The following is a 15,357-nucleotide window of genomic DNA, read 5'->3' on the forward strand; positions in this document are numbered from 1 at the left end:
CGATACGCTTCAGCAATGCCATTCAACGTTGAACAGCTGCGCCGCTACCCGGTTAAATCCATGGGAGGCGAGGCGCTCACGAGCATCGAACTCAACGCCCGCGGTTTGGTCGGCGACCGTCGCTATGCGGTTCGCGACGCGGGTGACCACCTCGTGTCGGGAAAGAACTCGAAACGTTTTCGACGGCACGATGAAATTTTTGAATTTCGAGCCACAACGACGGGTGGCGAGGTGCGGGTGCAGCACGGGGATGCATCCTGGCCCGCCACCAGCCCCGAACTGGCTGGTCGGCTAACCGAGCTGATGGGCGAACCGATGCGGGTGGTCGAGGATGCGGATGCATCCCACTTCGATGAGGGATCGGTTTCGCTGATCGGCACTGCGACGCTTGAGTGGTGGCGGCAGCGGGGGATCGATGCCGATCCGCGACGGCTGCGGGCCAATATCGTGGTCGAGACCGATGAACCGTTCGAAGAAGAAAGCTGGGTTGGGTCAGAACTGGTGGTTGGCGGGGTTCGACTGCGGGCGGTGAAACGCGTGCCCCGCTGCCGCATGGTCGATGTGCCGCAGGACGGTGCAGCTGCCGAACACAAATGGTTGAAGTCGCTGGCTCAAGACCGCGACATGTGCGCCGCGATCTATGCCGATGTGGTTGCGCCGGGATCGGTGACAATTGGCGACCGCTTGTCGCCCGGACACAAACGCACGTGAATGGTTGTGTGAGCTGCTAGAACTCTTCAATCTCGACATCGGCAGCCTCGAGGCGTTCGCGCACCTCGGGCTCGATGTCACCGACATAGACCAGTTCATTCAGGTTTGGGAAACGTTCGGGTGTGACATCAACCCAGGTTTCCGGGATGAATAGATCATCCTCACCGCTCCACGACGGGGCAAGCAAGCCATAGATCTCGTTGCCGCCATCGAATCCCAAATATTCAATGGTGTTGAGCTGTTCCTGTGTGAGTTCGATGTTGCGTGCCCATTCGGCGGCTTCCGGGATCAACTTTTCGAAAAGATCGTCATACAGCAGCTCTTCTGCCGCATCCCAATCAATATTGCGTGCCGCCATAAGCCAATCGTGACCGGTGGCGTGAGGTGGGTCGATGATGTCTTCAGCAATGAGTTCTTCGAGGACCAAGAGCTTGACGTTAAAGTCAACAAATTCCATGGTGATTCCCTTCGCGTTTCAGTAGCAAGCTAGTACGTATTCCAATGAACGCGTCGTGAATAATTCGTGGCACCGAGCGCTTGCCCAACACCCTGCTCTCGACCTGCGCCGACTGTAAACGAGTTCGCGCGCCCAGGCTCCTAGCCGGAGCGAGCGAACCAATCAGGGATTAGGAAACGGTGAAACCACACTTCGGGGTCTGACCCTCAACGGGTGCACCGGTTTCATCAACCCGCCGCGAGATTTCGAGCTCGAACTCGCGCTCGAACCCGCCACTGGCAATGGGCTTGTCAGTCACTTCGATTTCAACCAGACAGCCGTCCGCAAAATCAAAAGTGACCGGGTCGCCCGAAAACCCGGGAACCCCTAAGCTGTCGGCTATGTGTATTTCGGTGCCGCGAATCATCGACTCGTTCCTTGTCGTCGACGGCCGCGCAACCGATATTCCCGTGCATCAACAGCGTTTCGTTACCGCCGTGCGCAATTGCTATGACGAGACACGTGCCGCGGAAGCTGAAAGGTTGTACGCGCAGCTGGGTTCACGAGTGACTTCGGGCCGGCGTTTTCCCAGACTTGAAGCGACCGTAAGCGGTGTGACCCTGGTCGATCGCCCAGCTCCCGCGCAGGGAACGGTGCTTGAAGTGCAACGCGAACCGGTTGTTGACGAGCGGCAATGGCCTGAGCTCAAGGGACCCGAGCTCAACTGGCTGCAGGATGCGGCCAGCGACGGTGAAGTGGTGCTTGTGCGGCGAGGTGCGGTGGCCGAAACCACAACCGCAGCGATCGTGCTGCTCACCGAAACCGGTTTCGTTGGCCCGGATGCTCCGGCACTGAGATCGACCACCCTCCACTGGTTTTCGCAGGTGATCGGGCCAGTTCATTCGCGCCGCATTGAAGCGGTCGAGCTCTACCGGGCTATGGCCGAGGGGAGCGTGTTTGCGCTCAATGCGTTGCACGGAGTGCGACCGATGGTGGTGGCCGGCAGTGCACCGAGCCGAGCCGCAGTGCAGCAGGCAGCACAGTGGCGAGCACGGTGGTTGACGGATGCGGAGCCACTTCTGTGACCCGCATTTTGCTCATCGATTTTCACGACTCATTCACCTACAACCTGCGCGATCTGGTCTTTCGTGCGATCGGGGTGTTGCCGGACGTTGTTCGCTACGACGACCCCGATGTGGGGGGCAAGCTCATCGCAGCATATGATGCGCTCATCCTGTCGCCGGGTCCCGGTGACCCGAACCGTGCGAGCGATGTGGGCGCGGTGCCCGAGCTCGTAGCCCGCTCATCGGTACCGGTGCTCGGCGTCTGTCTCGGGCATGAGATTTTGGCGCTGCTGAGCGGTGCCACGGTGGCTCGAGTTAAGCCGTGTCACGGCCAGCTGTCGACACTGGCGCTGCAGCATGGTGGCCCCGCACTGGTAACGAACGGAATGCGGGTGGTGCGCTATCACTCGCTGGCGATTAACGAGCCCGGTGATCGGTTGATCATCGATGCGGTCGCGGAAGACGGCGTGATTCAGGCCATCCATGCCAGCGACCGGCCCTGGTGGGGTGTGCAGTTCCATCCCGAATCGGTGCGTACCGACAACGGTGTCGCGATCATCCGGTCGTGGGCGCAGCTGGTTGGTTTGCCGATTGTTTCGGCACCTGAACCGATTCGTGACGCATCCGAGCCTCCGCGCCTCGAAAAATCCCGCGTGCAATTGCGTGCCGTAGAAATTGCAGTGCCGGATGCGGCCGGCGCATTCCGGCTGCTCAGTGATGGGGCTCCGTTTGCGTTCTGGCTTGACAGTGTGGTGGGCACCGCCGGCGAGCGCCAGTGGTCATTCCTTGGTGCTGGCACTGAAGCGCTGATCGCGGACGCGCGTGAAGTGCGCCGATACGACCACTGCGGAAACATCCAGGAGCATCTTCCGGGCGGCATGCTCGCTGCGCTGCGTTCCCACTCATTCACCACCGAAGTGATCGAGCCGGTCGCCGTATCGTTGCCATTGCAGGGCGGCTGGATTGGCGTGCACGGCTATGAAGCGCGCCGCGAACTGGGTTTCGAAGTGCCGTGGGAAGTCGCCGAGCCAGAGGCAATCTGGATGCGCGCAGGACGCTATCTTGCCATCGATCATCACACCGACCGAGCCTGGCTGGTTGCTGAAATCGACGGTCATGAATCTCACTGGTTGCGGGAAACCTCCGCGCAGCTGGCTCAGGCAAGCCCAAATGAACGCATGCCGTTGTCGACCGAACTTGAGACTGCGCTCGCGTCGCTGCCCGACCATCGACGCATCAGCGACAACGAGTACCGCGCCCGGGTGCGCCAAGTGCACGAATATTTGCGAGCTGGCGAAACCTATGAGGTGTGCCTGACGACCCGTGCCGAGATCGAGATCAGGCCCAGCACGGATGAACTCACCGAGCTGTATTTGCGTCAACGCGAGGCAAACCCGGCGCCGTATGCGGCCTACGTTCGGGTATTTGACACCGCCGTACTGAGCTCTTCACCAGAACGTTTTTTGCGGGTGGAGGCTGGTCGGGTCGAGACAAAACCCATCAAGGGCACAACGGCACGAGCTTCGGATGCCGCAATGGATGCAAGACAGCGAGCTCTGTTACTCAGCGACGCGAAAACCGGTGCCGAACTGCTCATGATCACTGATCTGCTGCGCAACGATCTCGCGCGTGTTTGCGTTCCCGGCACTGTCGCCACTCCCGAGGTGATGCGAGTGGAATCATTCGCTACCGTGCATCAGCTCATGTCACGTATCACTGGCACGCTCGCTGGTGGAGTTGACGGTATCGACCTGCTTGCGGCTACGTTCCCGGGTGGTTCGATGACCGGTGCGCCGAAAGAACGCACCATGAGTCTGATCTCGCAGCTCGAAGGGCATCCGCGGGGTCTCTATTCGGGAGTGCTTGGCTTTTTCAGTGGAAATGGCAATGTCGATCTCAGTATTGTGATCCGCTCGCTCATCTTCAGCGAGGGCACGCTGTCGGTGAGTGCTGGGGGAGCGGTTGTTCTCGATTCAACGCCGCAGGGTGAGCTTGACGAAATGCTGCTCAAGCTGTCAGCGCCGATTCCTGTTTCGCGCCAAGGCGATACACAGCCAGCAATTGATGAGAATGGATATCGTTAATCTGTTGACTGGCGAAGGGGAGTCTCGTGGCGTCGAACGAAATCGAAGCGGTGTGGGCGAGCAGCGATTACGCGCCGACCGCCGACCGGCTGGCACCCATCGCTGTCGACATTGCGCGGCGTGCCCTGAACGCGACCACGCCGGACGACACCGTTGTTGATCTCGGTGCCGGACACGGACACCTCGCTGCCGAGTTACAACCCGATTCTCGCCATGTGGTGGCCATCGAACCCGTTGCCCGGATGCGAGACATCGGGATCAAACGATTCGGCGACCGCATCCAGTGGGTTGCCGCTACGGGTGAGTCAACTTCACTTCCCGGCCAGAGCGTCGGCGCTATTGCGAGCAATTTCGGGTCGATGTTTTGCGACCCGGAAGCGGGCCCGCGCGAGTGGTGGCGGATTCTGCGGCCCGGTGGCTCACTCATCATGAGTGCCTGGGGAGTGACCGGGTTTTTGGCAGAGATGACACTCGTGGCACAGCGGGTGTTTATGCCTGGATCTGCACTCCCTGCCCATATGCGTTGGGGTGACGAAGCCGTGGCACGAGATCGCCTGCAATCGGTCGGGTTCGACGACATCGCATTTGAGCGGCACTCGACAACTTGGAATTTCAACTCGGTGGCAGACGGGATGCGCTACTACCTCGAAGGCAGTCCACCGACGGCCTATCTGGTGAAACTTGCCGGCGACCGTCAGACGGCGCTGCTGGAAGCACTTGAGCAGCACCTGCGTGAATATGCCAGCCCGGAAACCGGCGAAGTCGTAACCGAAACTGACTATGTGATCATCACCGCACGCAGGTGATCTTGCGCCGGGTTCAAGTAGTCTCGAAGTATGGTCGCGATTGCATCTCAACAGGTGGGCAGCGGCCCGCAACGGGTCGTCTTTTTGCACGGTCTGATGGGGCGTGGGCGTAATTTTTATACGATCGCGGATCGACTCGGTGACGAATATTCGAGCCTGCTGATCGACGTGCCCAACCACGGTGAATCGGGATGGACTGACCACTTCAGCTATATCGAACTTGCCGATACGATCGCCGAATACCTCAGCCGCGATTTTGCCTACGGCGGCCCGGTGCACCTGGTGGGGCACTCGATGGGCGGAAAAATTGCGATGGTGCTGGCGCTGCGGCACCCGCAGCTCGTGCAAGGGCTGGTTATTGAAGACATCGCCCCGGTTAACTCGGCAACCACCGGCAACCAGTTCAATCACCTGATTGGCAGTGTGGCCGCAATCGACCCGACGGCAGCGAGCGGCCGCGCTGAAGTGGATGCTGAACTCGCCAAATCGGTACCCGACCCGCAGATGCGCGGCTTTTTGATGCAAAATCTGCGTCGGCGCGCCGACGGTGGTTATTACTGGCAAGCAAATGTGCACGTGCTGCTGCGGGATCTCAGCGCGGTGGTTGGTTTTCCGATGCTGAGCGAACCGCCCTTCCCGAACCCCACGCTTTGGGTCGCGGGCGGTAATTCACACTATGTGCGCCGCGAAGATCTTCCCCTGATGCGCGAACTATTTCCGGCTGTGCGCCGCTTGACGTTTCACGATGCCGGGCACTGGGTGCACGCCGATCAGCCCGAGCGCTTCGTCTCGATTTTGCGACAATTCCTCATCCTTGCCGGCTAGCAGGTGGCCGATCACCGTTTGAAAAAGGAGAAGATGCCATGGTTCAGAAAATGAAACTCCGCGACTATATCGACAAGCTGCGCACCGAGGGATATAGCGTCTCCGGCGCCGAAGAAGAAGACCCGGTGCTGATCGCCCCCGATGGCAGCGCCGTCGAAACCTGGCGTGAAAACTATCCCTACGATGAGCTGCTCGACCGCGAAACCTACGAGCGTGAAAAATACCAGCTGCAGGTCGAGCTGCTGAAGTTCCAGTACTGGAGCCAGGATGTGGGCGCAAAACACATCATCATCTTCGAGGGGCGTGACGCCGCCGGTAAGGGTGGCACGATCAAACGCTTCACCGAACACCTCAACCCGCGTGCGGCACGGGTGGTGGCGCTCAACAAACCCTCGGATGTCGAACGGGGCCAGTGGTATTTCCAGCGCTATGTTGAACACCTGCCCACCGCCGGTGAAATCGTGATGTTCGACCGAAGCTGGTACAACCGCTCGGGTGTTGAGCGCGTGATGGGGTTCTGCAGCGAAGACGAGTACCGGCAGTTCATCCGCCAGGCGCCACGCTTTGAACAGATGCTCGTCGAGTCGGGGATTACGCTCACCAAGTTTTGGTTCTCGGTCACCCAGCAGGAACAGCGCACCCGGTTCGCGCTGCGGCAGATCGACCCGGTGCGTCAGTGGAAGCTCTCACCGATGGACCTTGAGAGCATTGACCGTTGGGAAGACTACACCGAGGCAAAAGAAGCGCAGTTCGAATACACCGATAAGCGCTACGCGCCCTGGACCATCGTCAAATCAAACGACAAAAAGCGCGCCCGCATCAACGCCATGCGTGCCTACCTCAACCAGTTCGACTATGAGGGCAAGGATGAATCGGTCGTGTACGCACCCGACCCGCTGATCGTGTCGCGTGCAAAACACACCGCCGACCGCGACTAGCCGTACCGACCCGACAGGCGCGCGCCGACACCTTTCGTCATCGATTTGCCGATGGTGACGTTCAACAGGCACCATATCTTGCTATGAGTCCATCGAGCGCACCATCCCGCAATCTTTTGCCGGCCATCGGCGCGCTCCTGCTGGCCGCATCCACGCTGCAATTTGGGTCGACGCTCGCGGCAATGACCTTCGACCGCGTCGACCCGCTGGGCATCAGTGCCTGGCGACTGTGGATCGCCGCGATCGTGCTGCTGGTGATTACCCGCCCGAAAGTTCACCGGTGGAACCGAGACCAGTGGCTTGCCTCGGTGTGGCTCGGGTTGAGTCTTGGCGCGATGAACGTCACGTTCTACCAGGCAATTGAGCGGCTGCCGATCGGTATTGCGGTGTCAATCGAGTTTCTCGGGCCACTGACGCTTTCGGCAGTGCTGTCAAAACGCGCCCGCGACTTCATTTGGATCGGGCTCGCGTTTGTCTCGATGGTGCTGCTGGCCGTGGAGTCGTTTGTGGGTGTGAGCTCGCTCGACCCGTGGGGAGTGGTGTTTGCGCTCGCGGCGGGCGCCTGTTGGGCGCTGTACATCATCGCCGGCACCAACGCGGGCGCAAAAATCGAGGGCACCGGTGGCCTGGCCGTGGCATTCGCAGTTTCTGCTGTGGCTGCGGTGCCGTTCGGCGGGGTAGCGGCGCTCGCGGCATTCGGCAGCGGCGAACTGGTGGCCATCATGGTGGCAGTTGCGATGCTCGCCTCGGTGATTCCCTTCACCCTCGAGTACTACGCGATGCGGCGAGTACCGAAACCGGTTTATGGGGTGCTGACCAGTCTCGAACCGGCGGTGGCGACGGCGTTTGGTTGGCTCATCCTGCACCAGGTGGCGGGTCCGCTGCGGCTGCTATCGATGCTGCTGGTGATCGGTGCGAGCGTGGGGATCACGCTCGGTGCCCGCAAGGTGGTTGAGGTCGATCTTGATCCCGGCCCCGGAACCGATACCGCACCGATCACGCTGCCGATTCTGCCGAGCCGCCTGCAGGCAAACGCCCGCGAAACGCATCGCCTGGTGAAACAGCGCACCGCCTATAAGCGGCGCGTGGGCGGTATTGCTGGGGCTCGTGCGCGTGCCTCGCGGGCGATGTTCCTTGAGCCGGGGATGACCACCGAGGCGATCCCGATCATTCAACAGCGGGCCGCAGAGCAACAGCGCTCGGCAAAACAACACCTCGATGCGGCGGCTTCGGGCGAACACACAAGTTCACCTGTGACGATGAACCACATGGCAAATGTGACTCTTGAAGGCTCCACCACCATCAACCTCGCCCACGACCTGCCCGCAGTCGGCAGCAAGGCGCCCGATTTCACTCTCGTTGGCACCGACCTCGAACCGGTTAAGCTGAGCGACTTCGCCGGTAAGCGCGTTGTACTCAACATCTTCCCATCGATCGACACCGGCGTGTGCGCCGCATCGGTGCGCCGCTTCAACGAGCTGGCAGCAGGCTTCGACAACACTGTCGTGGTTTGCGTTTCAGCCGACCTGCCCTTCGCGCAAGAACGCTTCTGCGGTGCCGAGGGCATCGACAACGTGGTCAGCGCCTCGACATTCCGCTCGAGCTTCGGTAATGACTACGGCGTGCTCATGGTCGACGGCCCGCTCGAAGCGCTGCTGGCCCGAGCCGTCGTGGTGATCGACACCGACGGCACTGTGCGTCACGTTGAGCTCGTGCCCGAAATCGGTCAGGAGCCCGACTACGACGCGGCCAAGGCTGCGCTGAGCGCCTAGAGCTTAGGTATCGCTGAATGATCCGTAGCGCGGTGTGCTCCTTCGATTTGAGGAGCACACCGCGTTTTTGTGACTTATCTCGACTTGGAATGCTGCTTGTTGCTGCGCAGTGATTGCCGTGCGGGACATGGGAATCATGGCTCCCCCTATCGATTCAGGGGCGGGGGTAAAGTGGCTAACATCACCGGATAGATCAAAGCGGATAAACCGGCGTGGCAAGCGGGCCCTTGCTCGTGAACTAAGTGATGGGCCTGAGGGGAGTTCTGTCGTGGGGCATCGTCAATTGCGCCTGCTGCGCCGGGCACAAACATTCATGGTGCTCGGATTCATTGCCTCGTATATCGGTTCCGAGCTTATTGACGGTGCCGTTGTCGGGGTCGGTGGCACTGGGCGCGCTCGCGGTGATTTGGGTGCCGTTCTACCAAACACTGACTCAGGCTGAAGACATGCTTGCGGTCGTGGTGACGCGGTGGTTGGAACGTTTTCCGCCGACCCGTGTACTGTTCGGCATCGAAGCGATCGACCTGCTCGTCACCGTTGCGGCACTTGTCATCGTGATGATTTTTCCTGAAACGGCACTGTGGGTGCTCATCGGATATCTGGTTGTCGTTTCGCCGCTGCCGCTTTTTGTGGATATTGCCGAGGAACTCTATCTCAACGACTTGGGGCAGTTTGATGAGAGCGTTGTGTTGCGTGGGAATGTGCTGATCTCAACAGCAACCGCAATTGCGGGCAGCATTATGGGGCGGCCATTGGGCGTGGTACTTGGCGCGCTCAGCGTGATGGTGTTGCTCGCCTTGAGCGCGCTCATGTCGCTTACTGCACTGCTGCTGCGTCACTTTTCAGTGCGCCAATTCGACCCATCCAGCAGCGCCAAGAAATCAACCGATCAGGAATCCGATAGCGCCGAAGAATTCAGCTCAGCCAAGCGCGCACGAAAACAGTTGTCGTTTTGGCAGCGGGCACGCGTTTGGCGAGCAGAGCTCCTCAGCGGGGGATACCTATCTGCCACAGCAGCAGGCTTTTGCACACTCACGCTGGCGGTAACTGGCAGCTATCTCGGTATTTGGATTGCGCGCGGTGCTCAACAAACAGAAATTACGATCCGGATGAGTGTGGTCATGCTGCTTGTGGGTATCACCGCCGTGGCGGTGCCATTGGTTAGCGGCTGGTTTATGAAGCGGTGGAGCGATGCAAAACACAGTCTCGCCTATTGGGTGCTCGTTGTCGCGACCGCGGGATTCATCCTGGCGTTTATCGGTGCGCTTTGCAGTCAGCATTGGGGCTCGGACCGGATGCTCGTGGTGCCAGGATTCTTGGTAATTACCGGCGGCCTGATGGCGTTCTCATTTATATCATCGACTGCTCGGCAGGCGATCTTAAAAACTGCGCAATTTCGGCGCGTCATCGGTTGGGTTTTCACGCTCTCGGCACTTGGGTCATTCATCGGCGTCTGGCTCGGGTTTCTGTTTCAGGTTGTCGAGAACCCGATTCCAGGGCTGTTGCTGAGCGGCCTTATCTGTCTGACACTCACCGCCGTGGCGCGCCCCCGAGCTGCCCACATCGAGACGTAATCAGTCCGCACTATTGCGACATCTGCTCGCGCAGCGCGGCCTCCACCGCCACCCACGCCAACATGGCGCACTTCACCCGCATCACATATTTCGCCGCGCCCTCAAATGCGACCGCATCACCCAGCAGTTCAGCCTCGCGGGAATCCACGTCATAGCTGAGCTTGCCGCGCGAACGCATCATCTCGCGCATCGCCGCAATCGCTTCCCGTGCCGCGGCAATGCTGCGGCCGCGCAGCTGTTCGACCGCAATTGACGTCGACGCCATCGAGATTGAGCAACCATCGCCCACCCAGCCGATCGCATCAATTACCGCATCCTCGCCATTTCCCGACAAACGCAGCCGCACCCGCAGCTCATCCCCACACGAGGGGTTCTTTTCGAAATGCTCGCAGTCAAACGGGTCGAGTTCGCCCTCACCGTGGCGCCGACGGGACGCATCCAAAATCACCTGCTGGTACAGCTCTGCAAGCTCGCTCATCAGCGCGCTCCAAACCAGTCAATCGCGCGGCCCACCGCGTCAACCAGGTGATCAATCTCATCACCAGAGGTGGTCAGATAGGTCGACGCGCGAGTCGAAGCGGTGAGCCCCAGTCGGCGATGCAGCGGCTGAGCACAGTGGTGCCCGCCCCGCACCGCGATACCCTCCGCATCCAAAAACTGCGACAGATCATGCGGATGCAGCCCCGCCACCGAGAACGTCGCCAGTCCCGACCTCGGCACCGACGCATCATCGCCGAGTACCCGCACACCGGGCAGCGCCGAAAGCTCGGCCACAAGCCGAGCGCCGAGCGCTTCCTCATGCGCCGCGATCGCCGACATACCAACCGCATCCAAGTAGTCACATGCCGCCGCCAGCGCCACCGCCTGCGAAACCGGTTGCGTGCCGGCCTCAAAACGGGTGGGAGCGGGCAAAAAAGTCGACCGTTCCATCTCGACAATCTCAATCATCGAACCGCCGGTGCGTGCCGGCGGAAGCTCGGCAAACGCATCCTGGCGGCCATACAGCACGCCGATACCCGTCGGGCCGCACATTTTGTGGCCCGAGAACGCCGCAAAATCAACACCGAGCTCGTGCACATCCACCGGGCGGTGCGGCACCGACTGGCAGGCATCGAGCACCACGATCGCCCCCTTGGCGTGCGCGAGCTCAACCAGCTCGGCAACCGGTGCAATATGTCCGGTGACATTCGACACCTGCGCGAACGCAAACACGCGCGTGCGGGCCGAAAGCTGCGCCCGCGCATCCGCAACCGACCAGGTGCCGCGCTCATTCACCGGCACCCAGCGCAGCTTCGCGCCGGTCGCCTCGGCAAGCTGCTGCCAGGGCACCAGGTTCGCGTGATGCTCGGCCTCGGTAATCAAGATCTCGTCGCCGTGCTGCAACGCAAACCGGCCGGTGCCTGCCAGCGACGCACGCAATAGTGCGAGCGTCACCGTGTTGAGCGCATCGGTTGCGTTCTGCTGCCAGGCAATTTCGTCGGCATCGGCGCCGATAAACGCCGCCACCGTCTCGCGCGCCGTTTCAAACCCATCGGTGGCCAGTGCCGCCAGCTCGTGTGCGCCACGATGCACCGCAGCATTGTGTTCGGTCAAAAACTCGAGTTCGGCATCGAGCACCGCCTGTGGACGCTGCGCGGTGGCCCCAAAATCGAGGTAGGTGAGCGGTTTATCGTGCACTGTGCTCGCGAGAATCGGGAAGTCGCGACGCAGCTGGCGCGCCTGCTCATCGCTGAGGACGGCCTCGGGGTTGTGAGAATCAGTCACGGTGCTCATATTTCGAGCGTACGTGAGCCGCCCGAAAACACGCGCCGCATTGCGAAGTGCTACGCGCCTGAGACGCGAAATCGGGGTGTGCATTGGCCGCACTAGGATAGGTACATGACATTTACCGCAGCAGTAGCCGGCGCATCCGGATACGGCGGCGGCGAACTGCTCCGTCTGCTCGCTGCCCATCCCGAAATTGAGGTGCGCACCGTAACCGCCCACTCGCAGGCGGGGCAGCGGCTGCGAGAGGTGCATCCGCATCTGGCGAGCTACGGCGATATGCAGCTCGCACCCACCAGCGCCGAAACCCTCGCCGAGCACGACATCGTGTTCTTGGCGCTACCGCACGGCGCTTCGGCCGAAATCATCAAGCAGCTCGATGATTCGGCACTGATTGTTGATGCTGGCGCCGATTTTCGGCTCGAACGCGAGCAAGACTGGCGCGACTACTATCCCGGTCCGTGGGCGGGAACGTTCACCTACGGGATGCCCGAACTGCCGCTTGCATCCGGCGGTAAACAGCGTCGCCAGCTGCGCGACGCGCGACGCATCGCGGTGCCCGGATGCAATGCCACCGCGGTATCGCTGGCGCTCGCCCCGGCAATTGCCGAGCGGCTCGTAGACCCCGAAGACCTCACCGCGGTGCTTGCCGTTGGCCCCTCGGGCGCCGGGAAAAAAGCATCAGTGGCAATGCTCGGCAGCGAACTGCTCGGCAACGCCGTGCCCTATAACGGCTATGGCAGCCACCGACACATTCCCGAAATCAAACAAAACCTGCGCCGGGCTTCGGATCTCGACAGCACCCTCGCGTTCACGCCGGTGCTCGTGCCGATGGCGCGCGGTATTCTGGCCACCTGCAGTGCTCGACTCGCACCAGGAGTCGACCTCGACCGGATCCGCGCGGCCTACGAAGCCGCCTACGCCGACGAAACTTTCATCGAATTGCTTGACGAGGGCGCCTATCCGCGCACCAGCGATGTTGTCGGCTCAAACCGTGTGGCCATCGGCTTCGGCATTGACGAACGCGCGGGACGGCTGATCGTCATTTCGGCAATTGACAACCTCGTCAAAGGCACCGCCGGTGCCGCCATCCAATCAACCAATATTGCCCTGGGCCTGCCCGAACAGCTGGCCCTCCCAGTGAACGGAGTTGCACCGTGAGTGTTCTCGCAGCCAAAGGATTTCGCGCGGCCGGCGTTGTTGCCGGTATTAAGTCGACGGGTAAGCGAGACGTCACGGTCGTCGTGAACGACGGCCCCTCCGCGGCAGCGGCAGCCGTGTTCACCAGCAACCGCTGCCAGGCCAACCCCGTGATCTGGTCGATCGAAGCGATCGCCGACGGCACCGCATCCGCCATCACCCTCAACTCGGGCGGCGCCAATTGCTACACCGGCCAATTCGGCTACGAAACCACCGAACTCACCGCCCAGCGCACCGCCGAACTGCTCGACCTGCAGCCGAGCGATGTGCTCGTGTGCTCCACCGGGCTCATCGGAGCCGGTGACGAAATTTTCCGCGCCAAACTGCTCGCCGGTGTTGAAGCCGCCGTGAACGAGCTCGGTAGCGACGAAACTTCGGCACACAACGCGGCCGAAGGCATCCTCACCACCGACAGCCACGAAAAAGTCTCGCAGCGCCAGGGCGAGGGCGGGTACGTCATTGGCGGCATGGCCAAGGGCGCCGGGATGCTGGCACCGGGGCTTGCCACCATGCTCGTGGTGATCACCACCGATGCCGATCTTGAACATGCAGCGCTCGACCGCGCGCTGCGGTCCGCCACCGCCGTCACCTTCGATCGCGTCGATTCCGACGGCTGCATGTCAACCAACGACACTGTGGCACTCATGGCATCGGGCGCTTCGGGCATCACCCCCGACGAGGCCGAGTTCACCAGCCAACTCATCGAGGTGTGCGCCGAACTCGCCAAGCTGCTGCAACAGGATGCCGAGGGCGCGAGCCACGACATCACCATCACCACCGTGGGCGCAGCCAGTGTTGAGGATGCGATGGCAGTTTCGCGTGCCGTCAGCCGCTCAAATCTGTTCAAGGCAGCGATTTTCGGTAACGACCCCAACTGGGGGCGCGTGCTCGCCGCAGCCGGCACCACCGACGCGATCTTCGAACCGCAAGAGCTCGACGTCACCATCAACGGCGTCATGGTCTGCAAAGCCGGAACGCCGTACGAACCCGTTGATCGCGTTGATCTCACACCGCGCGAAACCACCGTGCTGATTGACTTGCACGCGGGTGAGTGTGAGGGCACGATCCTCACCAACGACCTGACCCACGACTACGTCCACGAAAACAGCGCCTACAGTTCGTAGGCGCAGCAACGGCAGATATTGTGACCGATTTTTCGAACCTCACCGATAGCAAAATTCCGGCAACCACCGGCGCCATCCCGGCGCTGACCGAACAGCGCGCAAGCGAGGCGCAATACCCCGATTTTGATCCGCGCTACCGACCCGCAGTCGCCAAAGTCGAAACCCTCATCGAGGCGCTGCCGTGGATGCAGCGATACCACCAGCAGATTGTCGTGGTGAAATTTGGCGGCAACGCGATGATCGACCCGTCGCTGCTCGACGCGTTCGCCGCCGACATCGCCTTCCTGCGTTACGCGGGCGTGCGCCCGGTTGTGGTGCACGGCGGCGGCCCGCACATTAGCCGGATGCTGGAACGTGTCGGCATCGAATCCGAGTTTCGTGCCGGCTACCGCTACACCTCACCCGAGGCGATGGAGATTGTGCGCATGGTGCTCGGTGGCCAGGTGGCGCGTGAGCTCGTGGCCGCCATTAACGAGGTTGCCCCGGTTGCCACCGGCGTATCGGGTGAGGATGCGAGCCTCTTTCAGGCGCGCCGCAAGACCACCGACGCGATGGGCAACCCCATCGATCTCGGCCTGGTGGGGGAGATCGAACGGGTGAACCCGCAGGTGGTGCTCGCCGACATCGCCGCCGGACGCATCCCCGTGGTGTCGACCATCGCATCCGATATCGATCACCCGCGCAAAGCGCTCAATATCAATGCCGACCGGGCAGCGGCGGCGCTCGCGGTGGCGCTCGGCGCCAAAAAGCTGGTGATGCTGACGGATGTGGAGGGCATTTATCGCAACTGGCCCGACCGCTCTTCGCTCGCATCCTCGCTCACCCCCGAAGAGCTGCGCGATATGCTCCCAGGCCTTGCTTCGGGAATGATCCCGAAAGCCCAGGCCTGCCTCGAAGCGATCGATGGCGGCGTCAAACAGGCCACCATTATTGATGGGCGAGTGGCGCACTCCACGCTCATGGAAATTTTTACCCACGACGGCTTCGGCACCGAAGTGAAGGCCGACTAGGCCACCCGAGACAATCGAACAGACCTCAACACCGAGCAGAAATTAGGTT

15 protein-coding genes and 1 pseudogene are annotated in these 15,357 nt (G+C 61.3%); 12 read left to right on the forward strand and 4 right to left on the reverse strand.

The genetic code is table 11. The annotated features are described in order from the left end of the window. Window positions 1-15 precede the first annotated feature (15 nt). Window positions 16-711 carry an MOSC domain-containing protein gene (locus tag PV375_RS02870; RefSeq protein ID WP_332106050.1) on the forward strand — a complete coding sequence of 232 codons (696 nt, stop codon included), beginning with the start codon at window positions 16-18 and terminating at the stop codon, window positions 709-711. A gap of 16 nt (window positions 712-727) precedes the next feature. On the opposite strand, the gene PV375_RS02875 is transcribed toward PV375_RS02870, so the two are convergent. Further along, window positions 728-1,168 (reverse strand): DUF6892 domain-containing protein, encoded by a 441-nt coding sequence (locus PV375_RS02875; protein WP_201518374.1) that lies wholly within the window; start codon window positions 1,166-1,168, stop codon window positions 728-730. A gap of 169 nt (window positions 1,169-1,337) precedes the next feature. Further along, a complete protein-coding gene (locus PV375_RS02880; protein ID WP_332106051.1) occupies window positions 1,338-1,574 on the reverse strand; it encodes a hypothetical protein in 237 nt (78 codons plus the stop codon). Here PV375_RS02880 and PV375_RS02885 point away from each other — a divergent pair. From PV375_RS02885 to PV375_RS02920, 8 genes and pseudogenes are all read left to right on the forward strand, one after another. Continuing rightward, window positions 1,549-2,232 (forward strand): hypothetical protein, encoded by a 684-nt coding sequence (locus PV375_RS02885; RefSeq protein WP_332106052.1) that lies wholly within the window; start codon window positions 1,549-1,551, stop codon window positions 2,230-2,232. The two genes, PV375_RS02880 and PV375_RS02885, sit on opposite strands and share 26 nt — an antisense overlap. Further along, the gene (locus PV375_RS02890) at window positions 2,229-4,295 is read left to right on the forward strand and encodes a chorismate-binding protein (RefSeq protein WP_332106053.1); all 2,067 of its coding nucleotides are present in this window, start codon (window positions 2,229-2,231) and stop codon (window positions 4,293-4,295) included. The genes PV375_RS02885 and PV375_RS02890 overlap by 4 nt, the downstream gene beginning before the upstream one ends. 26 nt (window positions 4,296-4,321) lie before the next feature. Further along, a complete protein-coding gene (locus tag PV375_RS02895) occupies window positions 4,322-5,101 on the forward strand; it encodes a class I SAM-dependent methyltransferase (protein WP_332106054.1) in 780 nt (259 codons plus the stop codon). A gap of 30 nt (window positions 5,102-5,131) precedes the next feature. Next, window positions 5,132-5,926 carry an alpha/beta fold hydrolase gene (locus PV375_RS02900; protein ID WP_332106055.1) on the forward strand — a complete coding sequence of 265 codons (795 nt, stop codon included), beginning with the start codon at window positions 5,132-5,134 and terminating at the stop codon, window positions 5,924-5,926. A gap of 38 nt (window positions 5,927-5,964) precedes the next feature. After that, window positions 5,965-6,864 carry a polyphosphate kinase 2 gene (gene ppk2 / locus PV375_RS02905; RefSeq protein WP_201518369.1) on the forward strand — a complete coding sequence of 300 codons (900 nt, stop codon included), beginning with the start codon at window positions 5,965-5,967 and terminating at the stop codon, window positions 6,862-6,864. Between the two features lie 83 nt (window positions 6,865-6,947). Then, a pseudogene (locus PV375_RS02910) lies at window positions 6,948-7,784 on the forward strand (EamA family transporter); the annotation flags it as partial. A 348-nt stretch (window positions 7,785-8,132) separates the two neighbouring features. Continuing rightward, on the forward strand, window positions 8,133-8,636 hold the full coding sequence (gene tpx, locus PV375_RS02915) for a thiol peroxidase (RefSeq protein WP_332106158.1): 504 nt from the start codon (window positions 8,133-8,135) through the stop codon (window positions 8,634-8,636). 362 nt (window positions 8,637-8,998) lie between these two features. Then, window positions 8,999-10,210, forward strand: a complete 1,212-nt coding sequence (locus PV375_RS02920; RefSeq protein WP_332106056.1) for an MFS transporter — start codon at window positions 8,999-9,001, stop codon at window positions 10,208-10,210. A 10-nt stretch (window positions 10,211-10,220) separates the two neighbouring features. Here the strand turns inward: PV375_RS02920 and sufU are convergent, their stop codons facing one another. After that, on the reverse strand, window positions 10,221-10,688 hold the full coding sequence (gene sufU / locus PV375_RS02925; protein ID WP_332106057.1) for a Fe-S cluster assembly sulfur transfer protein SufU: 468 nt from the start codon (window positions 10,686-10,688) through the stop codon (window positions 10,221-10,223). Then, on the reverse strand, window positions 10,688-11,983 hold the full coding sequence (locus tag PV375_RS02930; RefSeq protein ID WP_332106058.1) for an aminotransferase class V-fold PLP-dependent enzyme: 1,296 nt from the start codon (window positions 11,981-11,983) through the stop codon (window positions 10,688-10,690). The genes sufU and PV375_RS02930 overlap by 1 nt, the downstream gene beginning before the upstream one ends. Before the next feature lie 105 nt (window positions 11,984-12,088). Between PV375_RS02930 and argC the strand changes: the two genes are divergently transcribed. The 3 genes from argC (at window position 12,089) to argB (ending at window position 15,308) form a co-directional block, all read left to right on the forward strand. Beyond that, window positions 12,089-13,135 carry an N-acetyl-gamma-glutamyl-phosphate reductase gene (gene argC / locus PV375_RS02935; RefSeq protein WP_332106059.1) on the forward strand — a complete coding sequence of 349 codons (1,047 nt, stop codon included), beginning with the start codon at window positions 12,089-12,091 and terminating at the stop codon, window positions 13,133-13,135. Next, window positions 13,132-14,298, forward strand: coding sequence for a bifunctional glutamate N-acetyltransferase/amino-acid acetyltransferase ArgJ (gene argJ, locus PV375_RS02940; protein WP_332106060.1), 1,167 nt, complete (start codon window positions 13,132-13,134; stop codon window positions 14,296-14,298). The genes argC and argJ overlap by 4 nt, the downstream gene beginning before the upstream one ends. A gap of 74 nt (window positions 14,299-14,372) precedes the next feature. Then, complete coding sequence (gene argB / locus PV375_RS02945) at window positions 14,373-15,308, forward strand: acetylglutamate kinase (protein WP_439108915.1); 936 nt, start codon at window positions 14,373-14,375, stop codon at window positions 15,306-15,308. Window positions 15,309-15,357 lie beyond the last annotated feature (49 nt).

This window comes from Gulosibacter sp. GYB002, from assembly GCF_036577665.1.
In the GTDB taxonomy this organism is placed as follows: domain Bacteria; phylum Actinomycetota; class Actinomycetes; order Actinomycetales; family Microbacteriaceae; genus Gulosibacter; species Gulosibacter hominis.

Coding starts and splice junctions, on each gene's coding strand:
- ppk2 (WP_201518369.1), top strand. CDS start 5,965: ATGGTTCAGAAAATGAAACTCCGCGACTATATCGACAAGCTGCGCACC.
- PV375_RS02875 (WP_201518374.1), bottom strand. CDS start 1,168: ATGGAATTTGTTGACTTTAACGTCAAGCTCTTGGTCCTCGAAGAACTC.
- PV375_RS02900 (WP_332106055.1), top strand. CDS start 5,132: ATGGTCGCGATTGCATCTCAACAGGTGGGCAGCGGCCCGCAACGGGTC.
- PV375_RS02870 (WP_332106050.1), top strand. CDS start 16: ATGCCATTCAACGTTGAACAGCTGCGCCGCTACCCGGTTAAATCCATG.
- PV375_RS02930 (WP_332106058.1), bottom strand. CDS start 11,983: ATGAGCACCGTGACTGATTCTCACAACCCCGAGGCCGTCCTCAGCGAT.
- PV375_RS02880 (WP_332106051.1), bottom strand. CDS start 1,574: ATGATTCGCGGCACCGAAATACACATAGCCGACAGCTTAGGGGTTCCC.
- tpx (WP_332106158.1), top strand. CDS start 8,133: ATGGCAAATGTGACTCTTGAAGGCTCCACCACCATCAACCTCGCCCAC.
- PV375_RS02885 (WP_332106052.1), top strand. CDS start 1,549: ATGTGTATTTCGGTGCCGCGAATCATCGACTCGTTCCTTGTCGTCGAC.
- sufU (WP_332106057.1), bottom strand. CDS start 10,688: ATGAGCGAGCTTGCAGAGCTGTACCAGCAGGTGATTTTGGATGCGTCC.
- argC (WP_332106059.1), top strand. CDS start 12,089: ATGACATTTACCGCAGCAGTAGCCGGCGCATCCGGATACGGCGGCGGC.